We start from the raw sequence: 22,210 nt of genomic DNA, 5'->3' as shown, positions 1-22,210 counted from the left end.
ACGATGACCAAGAAGACGAACACCCTGGTAGCGCGACAGCCCGCCGACTCCCTGCCCAGCCGGAGGCAGGCGCTCGGTGTCATTGGGGCCCTCGGCGCTTTCGGCGCCATGGTGATGCTGAGCTGCGGCGAAGACGATTCTGGCGGTGGCACGACGACCCCGGACTCAGGTACGGGCGTCGTCGACCCCGGATTCTGGGCGACCGGTGGCACCGCCGCGATGACCGCCGCCAGCACCTACCCGGATCCATTCGCCGCGGGCCTCGGCACGACGTGCGCCCTGCTGTGCGAGGCGACCCTGGGTCCCTGCTACGCGGAGACGCTGGAGCGCAAGGACATCAGCGAGGGCCACGACGGTCTGCCCGTGCGCCTCGTGTTCCTCGTGGTGGACGAGACCTGCAAGCCCATCCCCGGCGCGAGCGTCGACATCTGGCATGCCGCGCCGGAGGGGCTCTACTCGGGCGAGGACGCCAGCACGTTCTGCACCGCGGATGACCCGTCCGCCACCTCCGCCCGGTGGTTCCGCGGCGTCCAGACGACGGATGCGAACGGCCGGGTGGAGTTCGATACGTGCTTCCCCGGCTGGTACAGCAGCCGGACGATCCACATCCACTTCACGGTCCGTCTCAACGGCGAGGAGTACGTGACCTCGCAGCTCGTCTTCGATGACGCGCTGAACGACGACATCATCGGGACCCAGCCGCTCTACAAGGAGCGCGGCCCCCGGGACACGACGAACGCGACCGACAACGTCGTCTCCGCGGAGTCGGCCCCCGACTACATGCTCCAGACCCAGCGCATGTCGGACGGCGCGATGCTGGCCTGGAAGACCCTCGTCATCCGCTCCTCGCTGTCGAACGCGGCGTGCCAGATGCCGGGTGGCGGCGGTGGAGGCCCCGGCGGTCCTCCTCCGGGCGGCGACGGCGGCGTGCGCCCCCCGCGTGGTGATGGCGGCATGGGTCCCCCTCCGGGTTGGGATGGCGGCACGGCTCCCTGAGCCGGGCCCGCTGCCCACGTTGCCTCAGGTTTCAATACCCCGTCGTAGCGAACCTTGTCGCAGGTCGGGTTGCGCCCCATATTCCTGAGCCGTATATCCTGGGCTCAGGATTATGAACCCGCGTTCAACATCTCGAACCAGGCCTCAGTCCCTCCGGGTTCGGATGAAGGAGGAGGCGCGCGCCGCCATCCTCGACGCGGCGGAGCAGGTGCTGGCCGAGCAGGGCCTCCACGCCACGCGCATGGACGACATCGCCGCGCAGGTGGGGGTCTCGGTCGGGACGCTCTACAACTATTTCGAGGATCGGCAGCAGCTCCTGCTGGCGCTGCTCGAGGTGCGCGCGAGGGATTTGCTGGCGCTGCTCGACGCGGAGCTGGAGCGCAGCCAGGGTTCTCCGTACCGGGCCCGGTTGTACGGCTTCGTCCGCTGCGTCCTCGAGCATGCCCAGTCGCACTTCCGGCTGTTCAGTGTCCTCCTGGAGGAGGGGCCGCGGCACAGCCGTCCCAAGGACGAGCCGGCCTGGCGCCGTCACCAGCAGGAGCTGGCGCGCGAGCTCCTCCGCCGCGTCGAGCTCCTCGGCGAGGACGGTCTGAGACAGGGCGCCCTGAGGCCCGAGGACGTCCGGCACTACCCCATGTTTCTGCTGGGCATGGTCCAGGGTGTCCTACTTCAACAATTCCACCAGAAGCAGCCCGTCCCGGTCGATGAGTCCATCGCGCCGTTGCTGCGCTGCTTCCTCGATGGCGCCACCCCGCGCCCGTGAGCGAGCCATGCTGACGACGCTCCTGACCGCGACCTTGCTGACAACGGCCCCGGTCTCCACCGCCCCGGCCTCCACCACCCCATCCCAGCAGGAGACCCGGCCGGCTCCGGTCGTCGAGGCCTCGCCGGAGCCCTCCATGCGGAGCCGGGCGCCCATCATGGCGGGTGTTGGCGCGACCCTCGCGCTCTCCGGCACGGTGCTCTGGATCGCCGGGAACTTCCAGCAGGGGCTGACGGCTTCACCCCGCCAGAGCTCCGGCGAGCTCACCCCCGCGGCACGGACCGCGCAGCAGAATCAGCTGGGCGGGGTGGCGTTGGCGCTCGTCGGGGCGTGTGTCGTGGGAGTCTCGGCGGTGATGTGGAGTGGGATGCCTCCTCCGGAGCGGCCACGCAAGGTGTCCGCGTCCGTCATGATCGCTCCGAACGGGGGGGGGCTGTCCCTGACGGGTACCTTCAAGTGAGAGGGGGAGGGCTGCTGGCACTGCTGTGCGTGTGCGGAACGCTCGCGCGCGCCGAGGGCCCGTTGCCCTCCGCGTCCGGCGAACCGGGCTCCGTGCTCGAGCCCCTGCCCATCCTGTCCGCGGATGCGCCCCTCCTGCCCGCGGATGCGCCCCTCCTGCCCGCGGATGCGCCCGTGCGGACGACGAACTACCTCGTCCCGGCCATCGAAGCGACGGCGGTGAACCTCGGCCTCTTCTCCTTCCACAACCTGATCTCCCGCGAGCCGTTCGCGCTGATCTCCTGGCAGACGGTGCTCAGCCACCTGGATGGCACGGATGGCTGGACGTTCGATGTCGACAACTTCGTCACCAACCAGTTCGCCCACCCGTACCACGGCTCGTTCACCTTCGCCGGGGCGCGCTCCTCGGGCGTGCCGTTCTGGCAGGCGGGGCTCTACACCTTCTTCTCCAGCCTGGCGTGGGAGTATTTCGCGGAGAACGAGCCGCCCTCCATCAATGATCAGATCACCACGACGCTCGGCGGCGTCTTCCTGGGCGAGGTCCTTCACCGGACGTACCGCGTCCTGACGGAGCCACGGGCAGGGAAGGTGAGCACGGTCCGGAGGCTCGCGGGAGTGCTCGTCAGTCCGGCCTCGTCACTGAACGACTGGATTTTTGGTGGCGAGATGAACCCGGGTGACATCGACTCGTCTCCGCCGCTCTATGGAGAGCTCGCCCCGGGCGTGAGCCTGATGACCCGCTTCGTGGACAGGACGGGAGCCGAGCGGCACCCGCTGCTGACCCAGGGGCCCCAGGTTTCCTTGTCGGGCGAGCTCACCTACGGAGCGCCGGGAGATCCCCAGTGGCGCTACCGCCATCCCTTCTCCTATTTCGACGCGTCCGCGGGGGTGACCTTCCCCGGGGTCCTCATGGCGAATCTCTACATCCGGGGACTCGTCGCGGGGGCCCAGTACGGCGGAGAGGAGAGCTCGACGCGCGGACTCTGGGGGGTGTTCGGCCTCTACGACTACGGCGCGAACAACATCGTGCGGGTGTCGTCCGTGGGAGTGGGCTTCGGGACCACGCTCCAGACGCGGCTCGGCAGCCGGTCGCTCCTGCAGGGCACCGCCATCCTGGGGGGCCTGGGGTTCGCCGCGGCGGGAAACCTCGGCTTGGATCCGGAGATCCCGCGCGACTACCACATCGGACCGGGAGTGCAGGCCATCCTGGAGGCGAAGCTGGTGCGCCGGGGCCTGGGAATGCTCCGGGTGCGGGCGAAGAACTGGTGGGTGACGGGCGCGTACACGGAGCCCCGGGAGGGCTTCGAGTCCATCACCTACATTACCTGGGATGGCCGTGTGCGGGTCGCGCCTGGGCTGGCCGTGGGGCTGGAGATCCCCATGGCCCTGCGCGCCTACGACTTCGGCCCGACACAACATCAGGTGATCGGCGGGGGAGGGATGCGTCTGACCTTGAGTTATATGTCCGACGATGTCTTCGGAATGTCGGGCCCCTGAGGGCTGACAGGGGGGTGGCGCCCTGTCACGGGGGCGGCCGTGTGCGCTATATAAGGAGGAATGAGCCAGGGGCCGCGTGCGTGGTTGCTCAAACGACTGGATGCGTTCCTGTCGGAGGAACAGCGCCGGTCCCCACCGGACGAGCTGAGCCGCTACCGCTTGCTGGTGGGGGGCACGCTCTTCCTGGTGGTGTTCAACCTGGTGCTGGCGCTGTCGGCGTCACTCTTCCAGGAAGTCAGCCTGCCACGCTTCGAGCTCGGGCTGGGGATGGCGGTGCTCTTCGGGCTGGTGCTGGTGGTCCTGCGCCGGGGGAGCTCGATCCGGCCCGCGGCCATGATGGTGTGCGGCCTGTTCGTGAGCGGATACATCGCGGCCACCATCGCGATGCCCGATCCCGCCATCGCCGCGCACGCGACGGCCATGCTCATCCCGGCCCTGGCCGTCTACCTGATGGGGCCTCGGCTGGGGCTCGTCATCACGGGGTTCTTGTGCCTCAACGCGAGTGTCATCCTCCCGCTGTGTCTGTCGGGGTTCGGCACCCTGGAGCCGATCTTCGCCCGGCCCAGGTTGTGGGCCGCGGGAGTGACGGACTCCCTGGTCCTGCTGCTCGGCTGGGGGCTGAGCTCGCTGTTCTGCGCCGCGCGCGACGAGGCGATCGCCACGGTGCGCGAGAGCGAGCGCAAGCTGCTCAGTCTCGTCGAGAGCACGGATGATCCGGTCTGTTCGCTCGACCCGCAGGGACGCATCCTCACCGCCAATTCCGCGGCGAAGCGGATGTTCCGCGAGGCGTTCGGCCGGGACGTGAAGTCGGGAGATGCCCTGGACGAGCAGGCCACGGAGGAGCGACGTGCCGAGTGGCGCGCGGCCCTGGCCCGGGCCTTCGGGGGACAGTCCGTCCGCTACGACATCCCCTTCCGGGTGGGGGAGCGCTTCATCAATCTGGACATGTCCCTGCACCCCATCCAGGGCAACAAGGGGCAGGTGATCGGCGTGACCTTGTTCGGGCGGGACATGAGCGAGCGCAAGGCGGCCGAGGCCCGGCTGGACGAGCTGCATCGCAGCCTGGTGGACATGTCCCGCCGGGCGGGCATGGCGGAGGTGGCCACCGGGGTGCTGCACAACGTGGGCAACACGCTCAACAGCGTCAACGTCTCGGCCACGCTCGTCATCGATCGGCTGCGCGCCTCACGGGTTCCCCTGCTGGTGCGTGCCGTGGAGCTCCTGCGTGAGCACGAGGCGACGCTGCCGGCCTTCCTGACGCAGGACGAGCGGGGCCGCAAGCTCCCGGAGTACCTCTCCACCGTGTCGCAACACCTGGCGGGAGAGCTCGAGGCGCTGCTGGCGGAGATGCAGGGGCTGGCGCGCAACGTGGAGCACATCAAGTCCGTGGTGAGCATGCAGCAGGAGCATGCGCGCTATGGCGGCAGGGTGGAGCAGGTGACGGTGCCCGAGCTCATCGACGACGCGCTGCGCCTGAACGCGACCTCCTTCGAGCGGCTGGGCATTCGTGTCCACCGCGAATGCGAGGAGGTGCCTCCGATGCTGGTGGATCGGCACAAGCTGCTGCAGATCCTGGTGAACCTGCTGGGCAACGCGCGGCACGCGTTGGTGGAGAGCGGGCGCGCGGACAAGCAGCTCACCCTCCTCGTGCGCAGGGAAGGGGAGGAGTGGCTGCGCATCGAGGTGGGGGACAACGGGGTGGGCATCGCTCCGGAGCACCTGCCCCGGCTCTTCGCCCACGGCTTCACCACGAAGAAGGACGGACACGGCTTCGGGCTGCACGCCAGCGCGCAGGCGGCCGAGGAGATGGGGGGGCGGCTCGGCTGTGTGAGCGGTGGGCGCGGCCAGGGTGCCACCTTCACGCTCGAGCTGCCCCTGCGCGCACGGGAGGCCCAGGCGGCCTCGGCCTGACTCAGTTCCGGTACAGCAGGAACAGCGGCATGTCGATGGAGACTCCCGCGTTGACCCGCCATGCCGGGTTGGGCGTCACGCCCCCCGCGTCGAGGTCATACGCCGCGCCCACCGAGAGCGTGAAGGGTGTCCTCGGCAACATGCCCTTGAGCCACAGGCCGGGGCTGATCGCCTCCGCCACGCGCGGTGCCTTGCGCTCCTCCACGCCGACGAAGTTCGTGTAGCCCGCCAGGTCGATGGCCTGGAAGAACACGCTCCAGGTGAGCCCGGCCCGGCCCAGCTGGTAGTCCACGCCGAAGGGCACCAGCACCCGTGGCTTGAACGGCTCTCCCCCGGGCGCGCCGGAGAGGTACCAGGCACCGCCAAACCCCACCATGCCGCTCAGCGAGACGAAGTGGTGCACGTCCGGATCGCTCCGCCACCGCCAGCTCCCCACCGGCGTGGTCGAGGCGAGGATGACCGCCTTCACCTCCTCGGCGTCCTTGGCGTCGGCGAGCGCCACCAGCAGGCCTCCATACCGGGTGAACCCGTCCGGCAGACAGACACACGGCCGCCGCTCGCACCGCCACTCGGAGGCTTGTGCCTCCGGCTCCGTCATCGCCGGGGCCTTCCAGACCTCCGCCTGCTCGCACCGGTTCGCGGCCTCGTCACCGTACCGGCTGGTCCTGCTGGAGATCGCCTGGTGCTCGAGCAGCAGTTGGTACACGGTGGAGATGTCCCGGGCGATCGCCGCCACCACCATGCGCAGCACGTCCCGGGAGGCCAGGAGGACGGTGCGCACCTCGAGCAGGGCCTTCTGGTTCTCCTCCACCTGGATGTCGGAGGCCGGCATCCACCCGCCCAGCAGCCTGTTGAGGCGGAGCAACCCATCCAGCGCCACATCCGCCGCATCCAGCGCCGACACCCCCTCCTGGGCCAGCAGCCTGGTGGCCTCGGCGACCTGCGCGGGCGTCCCATTGCCCGATACCGCCCCGAGCCGCCGCGCCTGCTCCACCAGCTGCCGCAGATCCGTCGAGACCGTGGCGACTCCCTCCGCCGACTCCGAGAGGGGAGCGGCGAGCGCGGCCCAGACCTTCAACCGCGAGTGGGTCCCGATCGGCTCGTACACCCAGCCGCAGCTCTCCCGCTGGAGCGCGAGCAGCATCACGGCCAGCCCCCGGGCCCGCGAGTCCATCTGGGGAACGAGGCCCCGGTTGGCGTCGTCCACCAGCTCGGTGTAGCGCGTGAAGGCGCCGGGCATGGCGCTGACGCACGCGAGCCGCGTGTAGAGCTTCGAGACGGTGGCGGGCGAGCCCGGCTCCAGCGGGAGGGCCTCGAGCCGGCGGGACAGCGTGTCCAGTGCGCGGACCGGGTGCACCCCCCCGACCATCGCGTCGACCAGCTCCCGGACGGCCGGCGCGGCGCGTGCGTACTTGCGCTCATCCGCCTCGGAGACGACCTCGAAAGCCAGGTGCGAGGGGATGGCCCGGAGGTCCTCCTCCACCGTCTTGCGCAGCAGCGCGAGCGAGGCCATTCCTCCCGCCCCGAGCGACGCCGCGAAGACATTGTTGTGCGCCGCGGTGCAGGTGCTCGGCAGCCAGTCCCGGATGTGCCCCCGCATCTGGCCCCAGGTGTCCTTCACCTCCCGGGCGCAGATCCGCTCGTCGAACTCGAGGAGCACGTACAGCACGGCCTCGGCCTCGGCGCGAGTCTGGAGCGCCAGGGCCAGCCCCTTGAAGAGCTGGTCCAGGAACGCGCTCAGCTCGATCCCCGGCAGCAGGCCCGCCAGGCTGGTGGTGGTCTCCACCCCCGCGTTCAAGGAGAGTCTGGAGCTCGCCAGGTCCAACACCCCCTGGGTGGCGGCCAGCGCATCCTGCTGCGCCTGGGGGGCGGACTTCGACAGCCGCACGGTGGCGAGCGCGGACTCCAGCGCGGTCAACGCCTGGAGGAGCGGTTCGCGCGCACTGAAGTACGAGGCCAATACCAGGGCGTCCGAGTCCAACAGCGCCGCCGCGTCGAAGCCGGTCGCGTTGGGGCCGTGGTAGCGCGTGCACCAGCTGGCGATCTCGGGAGTGGCCTGGAGGTTGGCGCACACCCCGCGGATGCGCTCGGAGAGGTTGCCCCGGAGCGGACCCCACCATTGGGCGAAGGTACTCATCGTGTCGAGGGACGAGGAGCCGCCCCCGGTGGAGCCGCTCACGGGCAGGCCGTTGCCAGCGTTGGGCCCGGCGCCCATCGGGGCTCCGGGAGGTGGGCCCTCCACCTGGGGAATCTGCCTGGCGGCCGCGATCGGGGCGGTGAAGAGCAGCAGGGCCAGGACCACGCCAGTTCGTGCGTGCGGATGCATCCAGACTTCCTTTCTAGACATCGAAGCCCAGCGCGCGCATGGCCTCGACCACGTCGTCGCTGGAGAACGCAATGGCCTCACCCCGCTGGGTGTCGGCATGGAAGGCGCGGTGCAGACCGATGACCTCCTCGGGCAGCTCCGGGCCCGAGCTCCGCAGCAGCGGGCCTCCGCTGAAGGCCGGGAGGTTGCTCGCGGGGTAGTGGAGGAGCCCCTGCTCGTCGACGGTGACGGTGATGGGGATGGACACCTGGGCGCGCGGCTGGAACAGGGTCCATCCCCACAGCGCGGCGCTGCCTTCCTTCTCCGAGTCGGCGACCAGGGGCGGCTGCATCGGTCCGCAGACCTCCCAGGGCATGCGGAGCACCGCCAGATCCGTGGAGGGCACGTAGCCGGCGTTCTCGACGAAGCGCGAGGGAATCACGACGGCATCGGCCCAGGCCCGCACATTGCCCAGCTCCACCTTCACCTGGGCCGCGGCGAAGAGCCGGGCTCCCGCGCGGAACATCACCGCGTGGGCCACCGTCACCACCAGGCGCGGGTGGACCAGGAGCCCGCTGGCCGTCTGGGAGCGGTTCCAGGCGAAGGACTCGAGACACGCCACCGGCGTGAAGCTCCCCGCGAGCGGCTGGTTCGGAAAGAAGCGAGCGAGCCTCGCCGCCGACCAGCCTCCGATCATTTCGTCACCGGGATGAAATGTTCGACTCCACCGACGTCGACCGGGAGCGCCTCCGGCAGCGGCGGAGCCTCCGGCACCTGCTCCACCCGGAACTCCAGGCACGGGTGGGTGGACCACCTGCGGGGCGCGTCCACCAGCCGGACCTGCTTCACCCCTTCGAGCCTCTGGATCTCGGGCAGCTTCCGCAGCGCGGCCGCGCGCAACTGCTCGAACGTGCCCGGCGAGGGGGCATTCGTCGAGGGAGGAGGCGTCGGGGTCACCTGCACCGGACGGCCCGGCAGGACGGGAGTCAGCTCGGAGGGAATCTGGCCCGCCAGGACCGAACGGGTCCGCCGCACCTCGGTCAGCACGTTGAGCAACTCGTACCAGAAGGAGGCGCCAACGGAGGAGGCCGCACCGGTGAGCAGCACCTGCGCCACGAAGCTGAAGCGAAGCGTGGAGAGCTCGGGCCAACCGCACGAGCCCAGGAAGGCATTCGCCCCCGTCAGCAGCGCGATCAGGATCCCGATGAACAGCGTGTTCTCGGCATTGGCGGCCCGCGTGAGCCGATCCACCTCGTTGCTGCCGAGGGAGACCGGCAGCAACGGCTTCGAATCGACGTAGGCCTCACCGGTCCGCAGGTCGACCTGGATGTTCCCGGATTGCTTCTTGCGCTTGCCGAGCGCCACTCTGGGCCGGAGCGGTTGCCAGTCCCGCCGTTTGAACACGGCCGCGAGGCGCTCGGAGCTCAGGGAGAGCACGAACAACACCAGGAGGCCTCGCAGCAGGGATTCCATCTCCTCCGAGTATAGCTTTCGCTTCCGACTAAAACACGGACGTCCTCGGGTCGCACGAAGAGACATACCAGGGGCCGAGGCCGCCTACGGACAGGCGCGCGAGGGAGGTATCGCCACCAGCTGCATCACCCAGGGACAGCTCCTGATGAAGCGCGGCGAGCTGGACGCCGCCGAGCTTCAGCCCTTGACGGGAGGGAGGTACTTCGCCGGCAGCGGCTGCTCGGGCGACTCCGGTGTCCAGGCGACCGTCAGCACCCACCAGCGCTTGCCATCGTTGACGAGCTGGATGCTGTTGACGCCGCGCATGAAGGGCTTCGGGTCTTCCCCGCGCAGGGCCTCGTAGGTGCTGAAGACGTGCACGAGGGGACCGAAGCGCTCCTCGACGCGGTGGACCTCCCGCTCGCGGAATCCCGCCTCGACGAGCATCTTCCCGGACTGGGTGATGTACTCCTCGGGGGTGATCATCCGGTAGCCGGTGGTGCCGTCCTTGCGCTTGCCGGAGGGGATCATCCGCGCACCGGGCGCGAAGAGCGAGCGGAAGCGATCCCAATCACGCGCCTGGCCCTTGGGTCCGGAGATGACGTCGTAGAGCGCGGCGACGAGGGCCTCCGGCGTGGCCACGTCCTCCGGCTTCGCCGCCGGGGAAGCGGTGGCCTGGGCGGGCGCGGCCGGAGCGGGGGCGGTAGGGGAGGGGGGGGTGGGCTTCTTGGGCTCGGCGGCGAGCGCCGGAGCCGTCACACCGGAGGAGAGCAGCGCCGCGACGAGCGGCCACGCGCGAGGATTGAGGGGGGAGTGCATGGGCATCCTCTGGACTGCGGGGACCCGCATCATGGCCCACCCCCCTCGCGGCGGCGAGCACTCCGTCACTACAGTCGCGAGCCCTGTCCCCATACGCCTCCCAGTCCCATCTTCACGTTCGGAGGCGTGGAGATCTTCGGCTCGCGCAAGGTGCCCAGGGAGAAGCTGCTGTGGCGCACAGGAAATCGATCACCAGCCTGCTCGTAAGGTGCTCGCCCTGCTGTCGGGACAGGATTTCGGTGACGACGTGACGGCCTGGCGACGTTGGGTCGAGCAGGCGCGCTGAGAGGAGGGAAGGGAGTTTGTGCGGAAGGCGCATCTCTGCCAGCGTGGAGTTCCGATGCGGCGCTCCCGTCTGCTCCAGGCCCTGCTCGTCTCACTGGCCTTCCATGTGGGCCTGGGGCTCATGCTGTACCTGGCGCCGCCCTCCCATCCCGGGCCGCCCTCGAACCTCCAGCAGGAGCCCCTCCAATTCGAGGTGGTCGAACGCACGCCGCCTCCCGTGGCGGAGCCCCCCCAACCGCCACGAGTCACCCGTCGGCCTCCCCGGGCCACACCCGCCCCACCGCCCCCGAGCGCCACCACCGCCGCGCCACCTCCGCCGACCCCCTCCGCGCCCACCCCGCCCGCCGCCGAGGCCTCGGCGGCACCCGAGGTCATCCCAGATGCACCCCGCGCCGTGCGGCTGTTCCCAGGCCATGGGGGACTCGCCGTGGCGCCCCCCGCGACCAGCACGTCTCCGGGAATCTCCACGGGACGCACGTGGAGGCCGGGCGACGGACCCACCGCCGAGCAGCGCCTTGCCGAGGAACGCGAGCGGGTCCAGGGCCGCGTCCAGGGATTCCTCGATGACGGCGTGGCGGCGCTGCGCGTGGAGAACGGCCTCGTCGACAGCTTCTTCGGGCAGATGGACACGGCGCTGGAGAAGGGACTCTCGGGCGCGCCGCTCTTCGCGTACGACGGGGTGCTCAAGCACTTCTTCAAGCCGGGTCCCTGGACCACTAGCGGACTGCAGGCGCTGCAATCGAGCGCCGCGAACTTTGGCTCGACCGGCAATCCGTACTCGGCGGGAGCGCTCGCGGGGGCGGGGGTGCGGCTGGAGGACGCGGTGCGCTCGGGGGCGGCGAGCGCGCAGCGCCGATCGAGTCCCTCGAACGTCGACAAGCTCGAGGCGTACAGCAAGGGCGCCGGTTCTCTGCACGCGGAGATCGATGTCGCGCAGTCGCGCACGGGGCAGGTGTTGTCGGTGAAGCTGAGCAGGAGCTCCGGCAATCCGCTCTTCGATGCGTACGTCCTCGAGCGGGTGCCCGAGTCCCTGGCGAAGCTCCCACCCGCGTCCGAGCACTTCTCCAAGAGGGCGAAGGGAGAATCCGTGCGCAGTGTCTGGGCCATCGACGGGCACGTCAGCTTCGCGCGCACCATCAAGGTGACGAAGCTCGACGCGCTCGACGCCGGGGATGTGGCCTACATCTCGGGGCTGTTGGCGCTGGGGATGTTGTCGGGCGGATTCGACGAGGTGCGCGGCGAGGTGATCATCCCGGACCTCCGGAGGCCGCACTTCGACATCCGGACCGAGTTGCTGCGCGTGTATTAACGGCGGGGTCGGCGGCGGAGGGCCCCGAGCCCGAGCACCGACAGGGCCATCATCACGAAGCTCCCGGGTCCACCGTGGCGCCGATTCCATCCAGGACGATGCCCGGGCTCGGTGGCGAGGTGTCGTCCTGTTGGCCCCAGGCGACGAGCGGGAGAAGACCGTGAGGCGCCAGCCCCGGAGCCCCGAATCCAGTGACTTCAGGCACTTGCAAAGCAAACGGGCCCGGGAGGCAGCCCCATGGCCGCCACCGGACCCCGAGCCCCAGGGATTCCTCGCCGGGAGGGCGGGGAAGCACAACCTCTGGCTCCCCTCCCACCCTGGAGGACATCCAGGCAACTACTAGGCGCTGGCGGTCTTCTCCGAGCCCACGTTGATGCCCTGCTTGCCGAGGTAGCCCATGGCCTTGTCCTTCACGTCGGTACGCAGCTCGGTGCCCGTCTTCGGCGCGAGCATGAGGGCGGCGATGCCACCGACGGCGCAGCCGATGACGAACGCGCCGATGCCGAACGAGCTGCGGGCGGGCTTGTAGGTGGTGAGGCCCACGTAGCGCAGCACGTCATCGGGGTCGAACTCCTCCCACTGACCCTTGGCGTACTGGGGAAGATCCTTGAGGACCTTCTTGGCGAGGTACTTCCGGTACAGGTCGCTCTTCACCGCAAATCTGGCCTTCTTCGCGAACAGCATTCCGTCCTCCTCCTGAGAGCCACTCGAAGAGAGGTGGCCTCCTCCATGGCGGCCCCCCCCCGTGGAGCGACAAGGTAGGGTGGGGCGAGCGAGGTGGCACCCCCTGGGCAACGTGTCTGTAACTCGGGAATGAGGGCAGGCGTCGGCTGGAAGTCAGAGCAGGACTTTGACGCGCTGTGCCCAGGCTCGGAGTGAACGGAGACAGCAGCCAGGCGAGCACCTTTCTGCTATGCCCCCGGCGCCATGTCATTCGATGAGAAACTGCTCGAGAAGATCGCCCAGGTGGAGAAGGGCGGGGCCGAGAAGTACCACGCGAAGAACCGGGAGACGGGCAAGCTGTTCGCCCGCGAGCGCATCCGGCTGCTCGTGGACGAGGGCTCGTTCGTCGAGGACGCGAAGCTCGCCAACAACCTGGACCCGGAGCTCCCCTCGGATGGCGTCATCATCGGAGTGGGGAAGGTGGCGGGGCGTCCGGTGGCGATCATGGCCAACGACTCCACGGTGAAGGCGGGGAGCTGGGGCGCGCGCACGGTGGAGAAGATCCTCCGCATCCAGGAGACGGCGAAGCAGCTGCGCTGTCCGCTGCTGTACCTGGTGGACTCGGCGGGAGCGCGCATCACGGACCAGGTGGAGATGTTCCCCGGCCGGCGTGGCGCGGGCCGCATCTTCTACAACGAGGTGCACATGTCCGGCGAGGTGCCGCAGGTGTGCCTGCTCTTCGGGCCCTCGGCGGCGGGCGGCGCGTACATCCCGGCCTTCTGTGACATCGTCATCATGGTGGACGGCAACGCCTCCATGTACCTGGGCAGCCCGCGCATGGCCGAGATGGTCATTGGCGAGAAGGTGACACTCGAGGAGATGGGCGGCGCGAAGATGCACTGCTCGGTGTCCGGTGTCGGCGACGTGCTGGTGAAGACGGAGCAGGAGGCCATCGAGGCGGCGAAGAAGTACATCTCCTTCTTCCCGGAGAACTTCACCCAGGCGCCGCCCCGGGCCGCTTCGCTGGCGCCCAGGAGCAGCGGCAAGCGGGTGGACGAGATCATCCCCGCGGACCAGAACAAGCCCTTCGACATGTACGCGCTCATCAACGAGCTCATCGACGAGGGGAGCTGGTTCGAGGTGAAGAAGCTCTTCGCCCAGGAGCTCATTACGGGCCTGGCGCGCATCGATGGCCGGCCGGTGGGGATCGTCGCCAACCAGCCCAAGTACAAGGGCGGCGTGCTCTTCGTGGACTCGGCGGACAAGGCGGCGCGATTCATCTGGCTGTGTGACGCCTTCAACATCCCGTTGCTGTACCTGGCGGACGTGCCGGGCTTCATGATCGGCACGAAGGTGGAGCGCGCGGGCATCATCCGCGCCGGCGCGAAGATGATCTCCGCGGTCTCCGAGGCCAGCGTGCCGAAGATCTGCGTGGTGGTGCGCAAGGCGTATGGCGCGGGCCTTTACGCCATGAGCGGCCCGGGTTTCGCTCCGGATGCGACCCTGGCGCTGCCCCAGGCGATGATCGCCGTGATGGGCCCCGAGGCGGCGGTGAACGCCGTGTACTTCAACAAGATCCAGGAGAAGCCCGAGGCCGAGCGGGCCGCCTACGTCCAGCAGCTCCGGGACGAGTACCGTCAGGACGTGGACATCTACAAGCTGGCGAGCGAGCTGGTGGTGGACGAGATCGTCCCCGGCGACCGGCTGAGGCAGGAGCTCCAGCAACGTTATGAGTTGTATTCCCGGCGCTTCCAGCCCCGGGAGACGAAGAAGCACGGCGTCTACCCGGTTTGATGGCCCCTCACCCCCCTCTGCTATACATCCCCGACATGGACTTCGAACTTCCCGAAAGCCATCGAGCCCTTCAGTCCTCCCTCCGTGACTTCTGCGAGCGCAAGGTCAAGCCCTACGCGCGCGAATGGGACAAGGAGGAGAAGTTCCCGATGGAGGTCGTCCGGGAGCTGGGTGAGCTGGGCGTGCTGGGCATGCTGGTGTCCGAGGAGTACGGCGGCGCCGCCATGGACTCGCTCGCCGTGGCGGTGGCGGTCGAGGAGATCGCCCGCTACGACGGCTCGCTGGCCCTCACCGTGGCCTCCCACAACGGGCTGGGCACCAGCCACCTGCGCGTCTTCGGCAATGACGAGCAGCGGCGCAAGTACCTGCCCAAGCTGGCCACCGGCGAGTACCTCGGCGCCTGGGGCCTCACCGAGCCCGGCAGTGGCTCGGACGCCGCGGGCATGAAGACCACGGCCGTCCGCAAGGGCGACAAGTGGGTGCTCAACGGCGCGAAGATGTTCATCACCCAGGGCACCGTGGGCAGCGTCTTCGTGGTGCTGGCGGTGACCTCGCCGGAGAAGAAGCAGAAGGGCATCACCGCCTTCATCCTGGAGAAGGGGCTGCCCGGCTTCAGCCAGCGTCCCATCCACGGCAAGCTGGGCATGCGCTCCTCGGACACGGCAGAGCTGGTGCTGGAGAACGTGGAGGTGCCGGACTCGCAGCGGCTGGGCGAGGTGGACCACGGCTTCATCGACACGATGAAGATCCTCGACAAGGGCCGCATCACCATCGGCGCGCTGGCGGTGGGCCTGGCCCGCGGGGCACTGGAGGAGTCGGTGCGCTACGCCCGGGAGCGCACGGCCTTCGGCCAGCCCATCTCCGAGTTCCAGGGTCTGCGCTGGATGTTCGCGGACATGAAGACGGAGACGGACGCGGCGCGACTGCTGGTTCACCGCGCGGCCTACCTGGCCGATGCGGGCCAGCCGTACAGCCAGGAGGCCTCCATGGCGAAGCTGTTCGCCTCCGAGGTGGCCACGCGGGCCTGCGGCAAGGCGGTGCAGATCCACGGCGGCTACGGCTACACCCGCGAGTTCCCCGTCGAGCGCTACCTGCGCGACGCGAAGCTGTGTGAGATCGGCGAGGGCACGAGCGAGATCCAGCGCACGATCATCGCGCGCGAGGTCTTCAAGAAGGCGTGATGGACAAGGCCCGGCTGACACAGCTCGGACTGGAGGTACGGGGCGAGGGGGAGAGCCTGGAGGCGACCCTCGTCCTGACCGAGCCCCTGGAGAATCCGGTGGGAGGCCGCCAGGTGGAGCGGGTGAGCTTCCAGGTCCAGGGGGAGCAGCTGGTGCCCGTGGACCCGCCGGAGGTGGTGGGGCTGCGTCCCATCGCACTGGGCTCGGTGCAGGGGGCTCGCGAGGTGGAGGCGGAGGTCGCGGACGCCTTCAACGAGCACCTCTTCCACGTACAGCGGCGCTCCGCGGAGCTGCGGGCGCTGGGGCTGAGCCCCGAGGTGGAGCCGGTATCGCTGAGGCTGTCCACGCACCTGTCCGAGCACGGGCTGGCGCTGACGCTGGTGGCGGACCGGCAGGGCAACTTCCAGGTGTCGAGCGCGGTGAGGGACGGGCAGGCCCTGTCCGTGCCGCAGGGACACACCTTCGAGCTGTCCGAGTTCCGTGAGCGCGGCGCGTTGGTGGGTTACCTGGCCGCGCTGTTTGGCGAGCAGGGGCCTGCGGAGGCCGCCCGGACGAGGCCCGAGGCCAGCGAGGGCGTGGTGGGCTTCTCGGAGGTCGTCCGGGCCTTCGGGGAGGGAGCACTCGTGCCCCCGCGTAGTGGGCTGGAGCTGCTGGTGCTGCTCGAAGTGGAGGGGCGGCCCTACCGTTTCGCAGCGGCACGCGTGGCTGGCCGGACCTTCCGGGGTCTGTTGGCGGGGGCTCAGGGCAAGGTATGGGCGGAACGTTTCGAACTGGATGAATTCCCCGGAGTCGTCCCGCTGGTGGCGGGCCTGCTGAAGGTCCCCGCCGAGGCCGTGAAGCTGATAGGCCCGGGCGCTCGACAGGAGTAAGGGTTTGGCAACGAAGGCGAGTCTGTCCCAGAGGGTTCTGCAGGGCGATGTGCGGGCCGCGTCGCGCCTGATGCGCAACATCGACGATGGCGAGCCGGAGGCCACGGAGGCCCTGCGCGAGCTGTTCCCCAAGACGGGGCGGGCCTACATCATCGGTATCACCGGCTCGCCGGGAGCGGGCAAGTCCACGCTGACGGATCGGCTCATCGCCCACCTGCGCAAGGCGGGCAGGACGGTGGGCGTCATCGCGGTGGACCCGACGAGCCCGTTCACCGGCGGCGCCATCCTGGGCGATCGCATCCGCATGCAGGACCACGCGACGGACCCGGGCGTCTTCATCCGCTCGCTGGCCACGCGCGGGCACCTGGGCGGCCTGTCGCGCGCCACGGGCGACTGCATCCGGGTGATGGACGCCATGGGGCGCGACGTCATCATCGTGGAGACGGTGGGCGTGGGGCAGGACGAGATCGACATCGCGCAGATGGCGCACACCACGCTGGTGGTGACGGTGCCGGGCATGGGCGATGACATCCAGGCGATCAAGGCCGGCATCCTCGAGGTGGCGGACATCTTCGTGGTGAACAAGGCCGACCTGGACGGGGCGGACCGGGTGGTGCGCGAGCTGCGGATGATGTTGGAGCTGCGCCACGCGGTGAAGGCGCCGCCCATGGACCATGACGCCCACCACCGGATGGTGCGCGCCAAGGCCGAGGGCACGCACGTGGAGGAGCCCGCGGGTCCCCGGGAGTGGGAGCCGCCCATCCTCAAGGTGGTGGCCGCGAGGGATCAGGGGGTGGCCGACCTGGTGAAGAACATCGACGAGCACCGCGCCTTCCTGGAGGAGACGGGCCAGCGCAAGACGAAGGAGCGCACCCGTGCGGCGGCGCAATTCGTGGCCCTGCTGCGCGAGCGGCTGCTCAAGAGCGCGCTGTCGCGTCTCGAGCGGGAGCGGGGCCAGCTGGACGAGGTGGCCGGGCGCATCGCCGAGCGTCAGGCGGATCCCTACGCGCTCGCCGAGGAGCTCGCGAGCCAGCTCGCGGAGTAGAGGCCGTGGCGACCCTTCAACCCTCCGAGCGAGTGAAGGCCCTGGAGGAGCGGCTGGGGACGACGTTCACCCGTCCCGAGCTGGCCCTCACCGCGCTGACACACAAGAGTTGGATCAACGAGCACCGGGGCGAGGGATTCCAGGACAACGAGCGACTGGAGTTCCTCGGGGACGCGGTGCTGAACCTGGCCGTGGGCCACCGGCTGATGGAGCGCTTTCCCCAGATGAAGGAGGGGGAGCTCACGCCGTTGCGCGCCCGCATCGTCAACGAGGAGGGCCTCTCGCGCATCGCCCGTCGGCTGGGGCTGGGCGAGCTGCTCCAGTTGGGGCGGGGCGAGGAGCTGAGTGGCGGCCGGGAGAAGAGCTCGCTGCTGGCCAACGCGCTGGAGGCCGTCTTCGCCGCCATGTACCTGGGCTCCGGGCTGGAGCCGGTGATGGCGCTGGTGGACCGGCACTTCTCGGAGGCGCTGGAGGGCGTGGCGCAGGCGCTCGGCCGGCAGGACTACAAGACGAAGCTGCAGGAGGCGGCGCAGGAGCGCCTGAAGCTGACGCCGCGCTACCAGATCGTCTCCGAGACGGGCCCCGACCACGAGAAGATCTTCGAGGTGGAGGTGGTGCTGGGCCCGGACGTGTATGCCCGGGCCACCGGCCGCAGCAAGAAGGACGCGGAGCAGACCGCCGCCCACGCCGCCCTGGAGTGGCTGGATCGAGGGGAAAAGCCGGGGCAGGGGGTGGCTCCGGTACCCGCTCCAGGTCTGAAGGACGACACCCCGGCCTGAAACTGCTTGGCCGCCCTGGGGTCGGGGAATAAGGTCCCGCGCCTTAGTGGGTTTGGACCCAAGGGAGGCAGCCATGGGAATGATGGATGAGGCGCGTGCGGGCAAGGAGCTCTACGCCACCTTCGACACCACGGAGGGGCAGATTGTCGTGAAGCTCTTCCCGAAGGACGCGCCGGAGACGGTGGAGAACTTCGTGGGGCTCGCCACGGGCGAGAAGGAGTGGACGCACCCGGCCACGCGCGAGCGCATGACGGGCAAGCCGCTCTACGACGGGACGATCTTCCACCGCTGCATCGCGAACTTCATGATTCAGGGTGGGGATCCGCTCGGCCAGGGCATTGGCGGGCCGGGGTACAAGTTCAAGGATGAGTTCCAGAGCGGCCGTCGTTTCGACAGGAAGGGCTTGCTGGCCATGGCCAACGCCGGCCCCAACACCAACGGCAGCCAGTTCTTCATCACCGTGGTGCCGACGCCGCACCTCAACAACCGGCACACCATCTTCGGTGAGGTCGTGAAGGGCCAGGACATCGCCGACCGCATCGCGAACGAGATTCCCAAGGGCGCGGGCGATCGGCCGCGCACCGATGTGCGCATCAACAAGCTGACCATCTCTACCTCCGCACCGGCCTAGGCCCCGCAGCCACCCTGGAGGCGGTTGCTCGCCTGCCTGGGAGGGTTCACGGCGGGTCAGATGTTCTATGTCGTTCCGAGTAGTTCCGGGGAGTCCCCGCGGAGGGGACTCCTGATCACCTTCGACCTTCGAAGCACCTAGATGGCCCAAAAGACACACCGCAGCGGGTTCGCCGCGCTCATTGGTCGTCCCAACGTGGGCAAGAGCACGCTGCTCAATCAACTGACTGGCGAGAAGCTCGCCATCGTCTCTCCGAAGCCGCAGACCACCCGGAACCGGATTCTGGGCGTGGTGACGCGGCCGGAGGGGCAGGTGGCCTTCCTCGACACGCCCGGCATCCACCAGGCCAAGGGCGAGCTCAACCGTTACATGGTGGACGTGGCCCTCCAGGCGGCGGACGAGGTGGACCTGGTCCTCTTCGTCGTCGAGCCGACGGGCGCGGACAAGCCCGAGGTGGGGCCGGGCAACCGGTTCATCCTCGAGCGACTGCAGAAGGCGGGCAAGCCCACCTTCCTGGTCATCAACAAGATCGACACGGTGCCCAAGCCGGTGCTGCTGCCGCTCATCGACCTGTACCGCAGGGAATTCCCCTTCGCCGAGGTGGTGCCCATCTCCGCGAAGGAGGACGACGGGGTGGAGAATCTCTTCCAGGCGGTGCTCCAGCATCTGCCCGAGGGAGAGCCGCTCTTTCCCGAGGACGTGCTGACGGATCAGGCGGAGAAGACGCTGGTGGCGGAGTACATCCGCGAGCAGGTGCTGCGGCACTGCCGGCAGGAGATTCCGTACTCCACGGCGGTGCTGGTGGACTTCTTCGACGAGTCCGAGCGCGAGCCGCCGCCTGGAACGCCCCCCGGAAAGCTGGCGGGCCTCATCCGGATTGCCGCCTCCATCTACGTGGAGCGTGACAGCCAGAAGGCCATCATCATCGGGAAACAAGGGCAGATGCTGAAGACGATCGGGACGGACGCGCGCAAATCCATCCAGCGGTTGCTGGGGGCGCACGTGTACCTCTCGCTACGGGTCCGGGTGGAGCCTCGCTGGAGCGAGCGTCCCGAGGGCCTCAAGAAGCTCGGTTACGAGTAGGAAGTACGTGCATGAAGCCTTTGGTCGCCATCGTGGGTCGCCCCAATGTGGGCAAGTCCACGCTTTTCAATCGCCTCGCCCGGCGTCGCATCGCCCTGGTGGAGGACATCCCCGGAGTCACCCGCGACCGGCAGTACTGGGACGTGGAGTACGAGGGCCGGGAGCTCACCATCATCGACACGGGCGGTTTCGTGCCCGGGGAGAAGGACTCCCTGCTGCAGCAGGTGCGCGAGCAGGCGCAGCTGGCGGTGGAGGAGTGTGACGCCATCATCTTCGTAACGGACGCCCGTGCCGGGCTGACATCCGCGGATCAGGAGGTGGCCTCCTACCTGCGCCAGAGCGGCAAGCCGGTGGTGGTGGCCGCCAACAAGCTGGACAGCGAGTCGCAGTCCCTCCAGGCGCACGCCGCCGAGTTCTTCCGGCTGGGCCTGGGTGATGTGTTCCCCATCTCGGCCGAGCACGGCCTGGGCGTGGGCTCGATGATGGAGACGGTGGTGGGCAAGCTGCCGCCCCTGTCTCCGGAGGAGCTCGAGGCCCGGAAGAAGGCCGCCGAGGCCGAGGAGCGCGCGGAGCGGGGGGAGGAGGAGGGGACGGAGGAGGGGACGGAGGAGGCGCCCGCCGAGGAGGAGGAGGAGCGTCCCATTCGGGTGGCCATCATTGGCCGGCCCAATGTGGGCAAGAGCACCCTGGTCAACGCGCTGCTGAAGGAGAAGCGGGTGGTGGCCAGTGAGGTGCCGGGGACCACGCGCGATCCGATCGACTCGGAGCTCAAGTACAAGGACCGGCAGGTGATCCTCACGGACACCGCGGGTATCCGGCGCAAGAAGACGATCGCCCACCGGCTGGAGAAGTTCTCGGTGGTGGCGGCGCTCAAGGCGATGGAGCGCAGCGACGTGGCGGTGCTGTTGATGGACGCCACGGAGCCGGCGGTGGACCAGGACGCCAAGCTGGCCGGTATCGCCGAGGAGAAGGGCCGCGCGCTGGTCATCGTGGTGAACAAGTGGGATTTGATCAGCACGGATCAGCGCAAGCAGGAGATCTTCCGCGAGGAGCTCAAGCACGCGCTGAAGTTCGTGGGGTACGCGCCCATCGTGTTCACCTCGGCGCTGAATGGCTCGAAGGTGGAGAAGGTGCTGGAGCTGGCGGTGGAGCTGGCGGACCAGTTCCGCTACCGGGCGCCCACCCCGCAGCTCAACCGGCTGCTCAAGCACATCGAGGAGAACCACCCGGCACCCATCGTGGGACGAGGGCCACTCCGGGTGTACTACATGGCCCAGGTGGGTACGGCACCTCCCACCTTCGCGCTCACGTGCAACCGGCCGGACGGGGTGCCGGACATGTACAAGCGCTACCTCACCAACCAGCTGCGCAAGACGTTCGACCTGCGGGTGCCCATCCGGATGCTGTTCCGGGAGCGGCCGGGCCAGGCCAAGCGCGCGGCGAGGAAGAAGCCCAAGCTGGCCGGGAAGCATTGAGGGCCGTCCGCGTTGACACTGTGGGTGCGCGCTCCGTAGATTGCGCGCCCTTCGACCCCCGAGAGAGGTGCGAACCACCGTGGCCGAGAAGTCCGAGAAGATGACGAAGCAGGAGCTCCGTGCTCCGGATGCCTTCCAGCTGTATGGCGCCGAGGCGAGCGACTGGCTGGAGAAGCGGCGGCAGCTGATTGGCGCCGCGGTGGCCGTGATCATCGTGGGCGGACTGATCGCCGCGCTGGTGCACTACTTCTCCAACCGAGGCGAGGAGAAGGCCTCCAAGCAGCTGGGCCAGGCGCTCCAGGTGCTGGATCGGCCGGTGATCGCCAGCACGGAGCAGTTGCAGCCGCTGCAGGGAGAGGATCCGCCCTTCAAGTCCGACAGGGAGAAGGACGAGGCCATCGTCAAGTCGCTCTCGGACTTCCGCGCGGCGCACAAGGGCACGGAGGCCGCGGTGACGGCGGCGCTGCCGCTGGGCAAGGCCCAGTACCGGCTGGGGGACTACGACGGGGCGCTGGCCTCCTTCGGCGAGTACATCCGGGACGCCGACAAGAAGGATCCGCTGACGGCCTCGGCCTACGAGGGTCAGGGCTACGCCCATGAGGCGAAGGGGCAGTTGGATCAGGCGCTCGCGGCCTTCCAGGAGATGGCGAAGGTGGAGTCGGGCGAGTTCCTCCAGGGCATGGGGCAGTACCACCAGGCGCGCATCCTCGTGGCGCAGGGCAAGAAGGACGAGGCGGCGCAGATGCTGGCGGATCTGAAGTCCTCCCAGCCGAACACGGCGGCGGGGCGGCTGGCGACCGAGCGGTTGGCGGTGCTCGCGGCCCAGGGCGTGAAGGTGCCCGAGCCGAAGACGGCGCCGGCGGCCAACCAGGCGCAGGACGCGGGGTAGACGCT

Annotated in this window: 20 protein-coding genes; 15 read left to right on the top strand and 5 right to left on the bottom strand. The window is 69.1% G+C overall.

What is annotated here, in order from left to right; all coding sequences use genetic code 11:
• Positions 1–3: 3 nt before the first annotated feature.
• The 5 genes from JQX13_RS41025 (at position 4) to JQX13_RS41005 (ending at position 5,626) form a co-directional block, all read left to right on the top strand.
• On the top strand, positions 4–996 hold the full coding sequence (locus JQX13_RS41025; protein WP_203404846.1) for a protocatechuate 3,4-dioxygenase: 993 nt from the start codon (positions 4–6) through the stop codon (positions 994–996).
• Between the two features lie 163 nt (positions 997–1,159).
• Entirely contained in the window at positions 1,160–1,759 is a 600-nt protein-coding gene (locus JQX13_RS41020) for a TetR/AcrR family transcriptional regulator (protein ID WP_203404845.1), read from the top strand.
• A gap of 7 nt (positions 1,760–1,766) precedes the next feature.
• Positions 1,767–2,219, top strand: a complete 453-nt coding sequence (locus JQX13_RS41015; protein ID WP_203404844.1) for a hypothetical protein — start codon at positions 1,767–1,769, stop codon at positions 2,217–2,219.
• Positions 2,216–3,715: a DUF3943 domain-containing protein gene (locus JQX13_RS41010; protein WP_203404843.1), complete on the top strand. Its 1,500-nt coding sequence runs from the start codon at positions 2,216–2,218 to the stop codon at positions 3,713–3,715. Before JQX13_RS41015 ends, JQX13_RS41010 begins: the two co-directional genes overlap by 4 nt.
• A 60-nt stretch (positions 3,716–3,775) precedes the next feature.
• The gene (locus JQX13_RS41005; RefSeq protein ID WP_203404842.1) at positions 3,776–5,626 is read left to right on the top strand and encodes a two-component system sensor histidine kinase NtrB; all 1,851 of its coding nucleotides are present in this window, start codon (positions 3,776–3,778) and stop codon (positions 5,624–5,626) included.
• 1 nt (position 5,627) lies between these two features.
• Here the strand turns inward: JQX13_RS41005 and JQX13_RS41000 are convergent, their stop codons facing one another.
• The 4 genes from JQX13_RS41000 to JQX13_RS40985 all read right to left on the bottom strand — a co-directional run bounded on the left by JQX13_RS41000 (position 5,628) and on the right by JQX13_RS40985 (position 10,202).
• Positions 5,628–7,952, bottom strand: coding sequence for a hypothetical protein (locus JQX13_RS41000; protein WP_203404841.1), 2,325 nt, complete (start codon positions 7,950–7,952; stop codon positions 5,628–5,630).
• 13 nt (positions 7,953–7,965) lie between these two features.
• Positions 7,966–8,628 carry a trypsin-like peptidase domain-containing protein gene (locus JQX13_RS40995; protein ID WP_203404840.1) on the bottom strand — a complete coding sequence of 221 codons (663 nt, stop codon included), beginning with the start codon at positions 8,626–8,628 and terminating at the stop codon, positions 7,966–7,968.
• Entirely contained in the window at positions 8,625–9,404 is a 780-nt protein-coding gene (locus tag JQX13_RS40990; RefSeq protein ID WP_203404839.1) for a hypothetical protein, read from the bottom strand. Before JQX13_RS40990 ends, JQX13_RS40995 begins: the two co-directional genes overlap by 4 nt.
• A gap of 177 nt (positions 9,405–9,581) precedes the next feature.
• Positions 9,582–10,202 (bottom strand): nuclear transport factor 2 family protein, encoded by a 621-nt coding sequence (locus tag JQX13_RS40985; protein ID WP_203404838.1) that lies wholly within the window; start codon positions 10,200–10,202, stop codon positions 9,582–9,584.
• A 340-nt stretch (positions 10,203–10,542) separates the two neighbouring features.
• On the opposite strand from JQX13_RS40985, the gene JQX13_RS40980 reads away from it, so the two are divergent.
• On the top strand, positions 10,543–11,796 hold the full coding sequence (locus tag JQX13_RS40980; protein WP_203404837.1) for a TonB C-terminal domain-containing protein: 1,254 nt from the start codon (positions 10,543–10,545) through the stop codon (positions 11,794–11,796).
• A gap of 339 nt (positions 11,797–12,135) precedes the next feature.
• Here the strand turns inward: JQX13_RS40980 and JQX13_RS40975 are convergent, their stop codons facing one another.
• Positions 12,136–12,480, bottom strand: a complete 345-nt coding sequence (locus JQX13_RS40975) for a YtxH domain-containing protein (protein ID WP_203404836.1) — start codon at positions 12,478–12,480, stop codon at positions 12,136–12,138.
• A 243-nt stretch (positions 12,481–12,723) separates the two neighbouring features.
• Here JQX13_RS40975 and JQX13_RS40970 point away from each other — a divergent pair, with 243 nt between their 5' ends.
• From JQX13_RS40970 to JQX13_RS40930, 9 genes are all read left to right on the top strand, one after another.
• The gene (locus JQX13_RS40970) at positions 12,724–14,253 is read left to right on the top strand and encodes an acyl-CoA carboxylase subunit beta (RefSeq protein ID WP_203404835.1); all 1,530 of its coding nucleotides are present in this window, start codon (positions 12,724–12,726) and stop codon (positions 14,251–14,253) included.
• 35 nt (positions 14,254–14,288) lie between these two features.
• Positions 14,289–15,434, top strand: a complete 1,146-nt coding sequence (locus tag JQX13_RS40965) for an acyl-CoA dehydrogenase family protein (protein WP_203404834.1) — start codon at positions 14,289–14,291, stop codon at positions 15,432–15,434.
• Positions 15,434–16,303 (top strand): hypothetical protein, encoded by an 870-nt coding sequence (locus JQX13_RS40960; RefSeq protein ID WP_203412440.1) that lies wholly within the window; start codon positions 15,434–15,436, stop codon positions 16,301–16,303. The genes JQX13_RS40965 and JQX13_RS40960 overlap by 1 nt, the downstream gene beginning before the upstream one ends.
• Before the next feature lie 4 nt (positions 16,304–16,307).
• On the top strand, positions 16,308–17,348 hold the full coding sequence (meaB, locus tag JQX13_RS40955; protein WP_203404833.1) for a methylmalonyl Co-A mutase-associated GTPase MeaB: 1,041 nt from the start codon (positions 16,308–16,310) through the stop codon (positions 17,346–17,348).
• Between the two features lie 5 nt (positions 17,349–17,353).
• Entirely contained in the window at positions 17,354–18,127 is a 774-nt protein-coding gene (gene rnc / locus JQX13_RS40950) for a ribonuclease III (protein WP_203404832.1), read from the top strand.
• A 73-nt stretch (positions 18,128–18,200) separates the two neighbouring features.
• Positions 18,201–18,758, top strand: a complete 558-nt coding sequence (locus JQX13_RS40945; RefSeq protein ID WP_203404831.1) for a peptidylprolyl isomerase — start codon at positions 18,201–18,203, stop codon at positions 18,756–18,758.
• Between the two features lie 141 nt (positions 18,759–18,899).
• Positions 18,900–19,841 (top strand): GTPase Era, encoded by a 942-nt coding sequence (gene era, locus JQX13_RS40940; RefSeq protein ID WP_203404830.1) that lies wholly within the window; start codon positions 18,900–18,902, stop codon positions 19,839–19,841.
• An 11-nt stretch (positions 19,842–19,852) separates the two neighbouring features.
• Positions 19,853–21,316 (top strand): ribosome biogenesis GTPase Der, encoded by a 1,464-nt coding sequence (gene der, locus JQX13_RS40935; RefSeq protein WP_203404829.1) that lies wholly within the window; start codon positions 19,853–19,855, stop codon positions 21,314–21,316.
• Between the two features lie 79 nt (positions 21,317–21,395).
• The gene (locus JQX13_RS40930; RefSeq protein WP_343211040.1) at positions 21,396–22,205 is read left to right on the top strand and encodes a tetratricopeptide repeat protein; all 810 of its coding nucleotides are present in this window, start codon (positions 21,396–21,398) and stop codon (positions 22,203–22,205) included.
• Positions 22,206–22,210 lie beyond the last annotated feature (5 nt).

The organism is Archangium violaceum (assembly GCF_016859125.1).
GTDB lineage: Bacteria > Myxococcota > Myxococcia > Myxococcales > Myxococcaceae > Archangium > Archangium violaceum_A.
The sequence above is the reverse complement of the archived record's forward strand: the minus strand, read 5'-3'. Positions and strand labels throughout refer to the sequence as shown.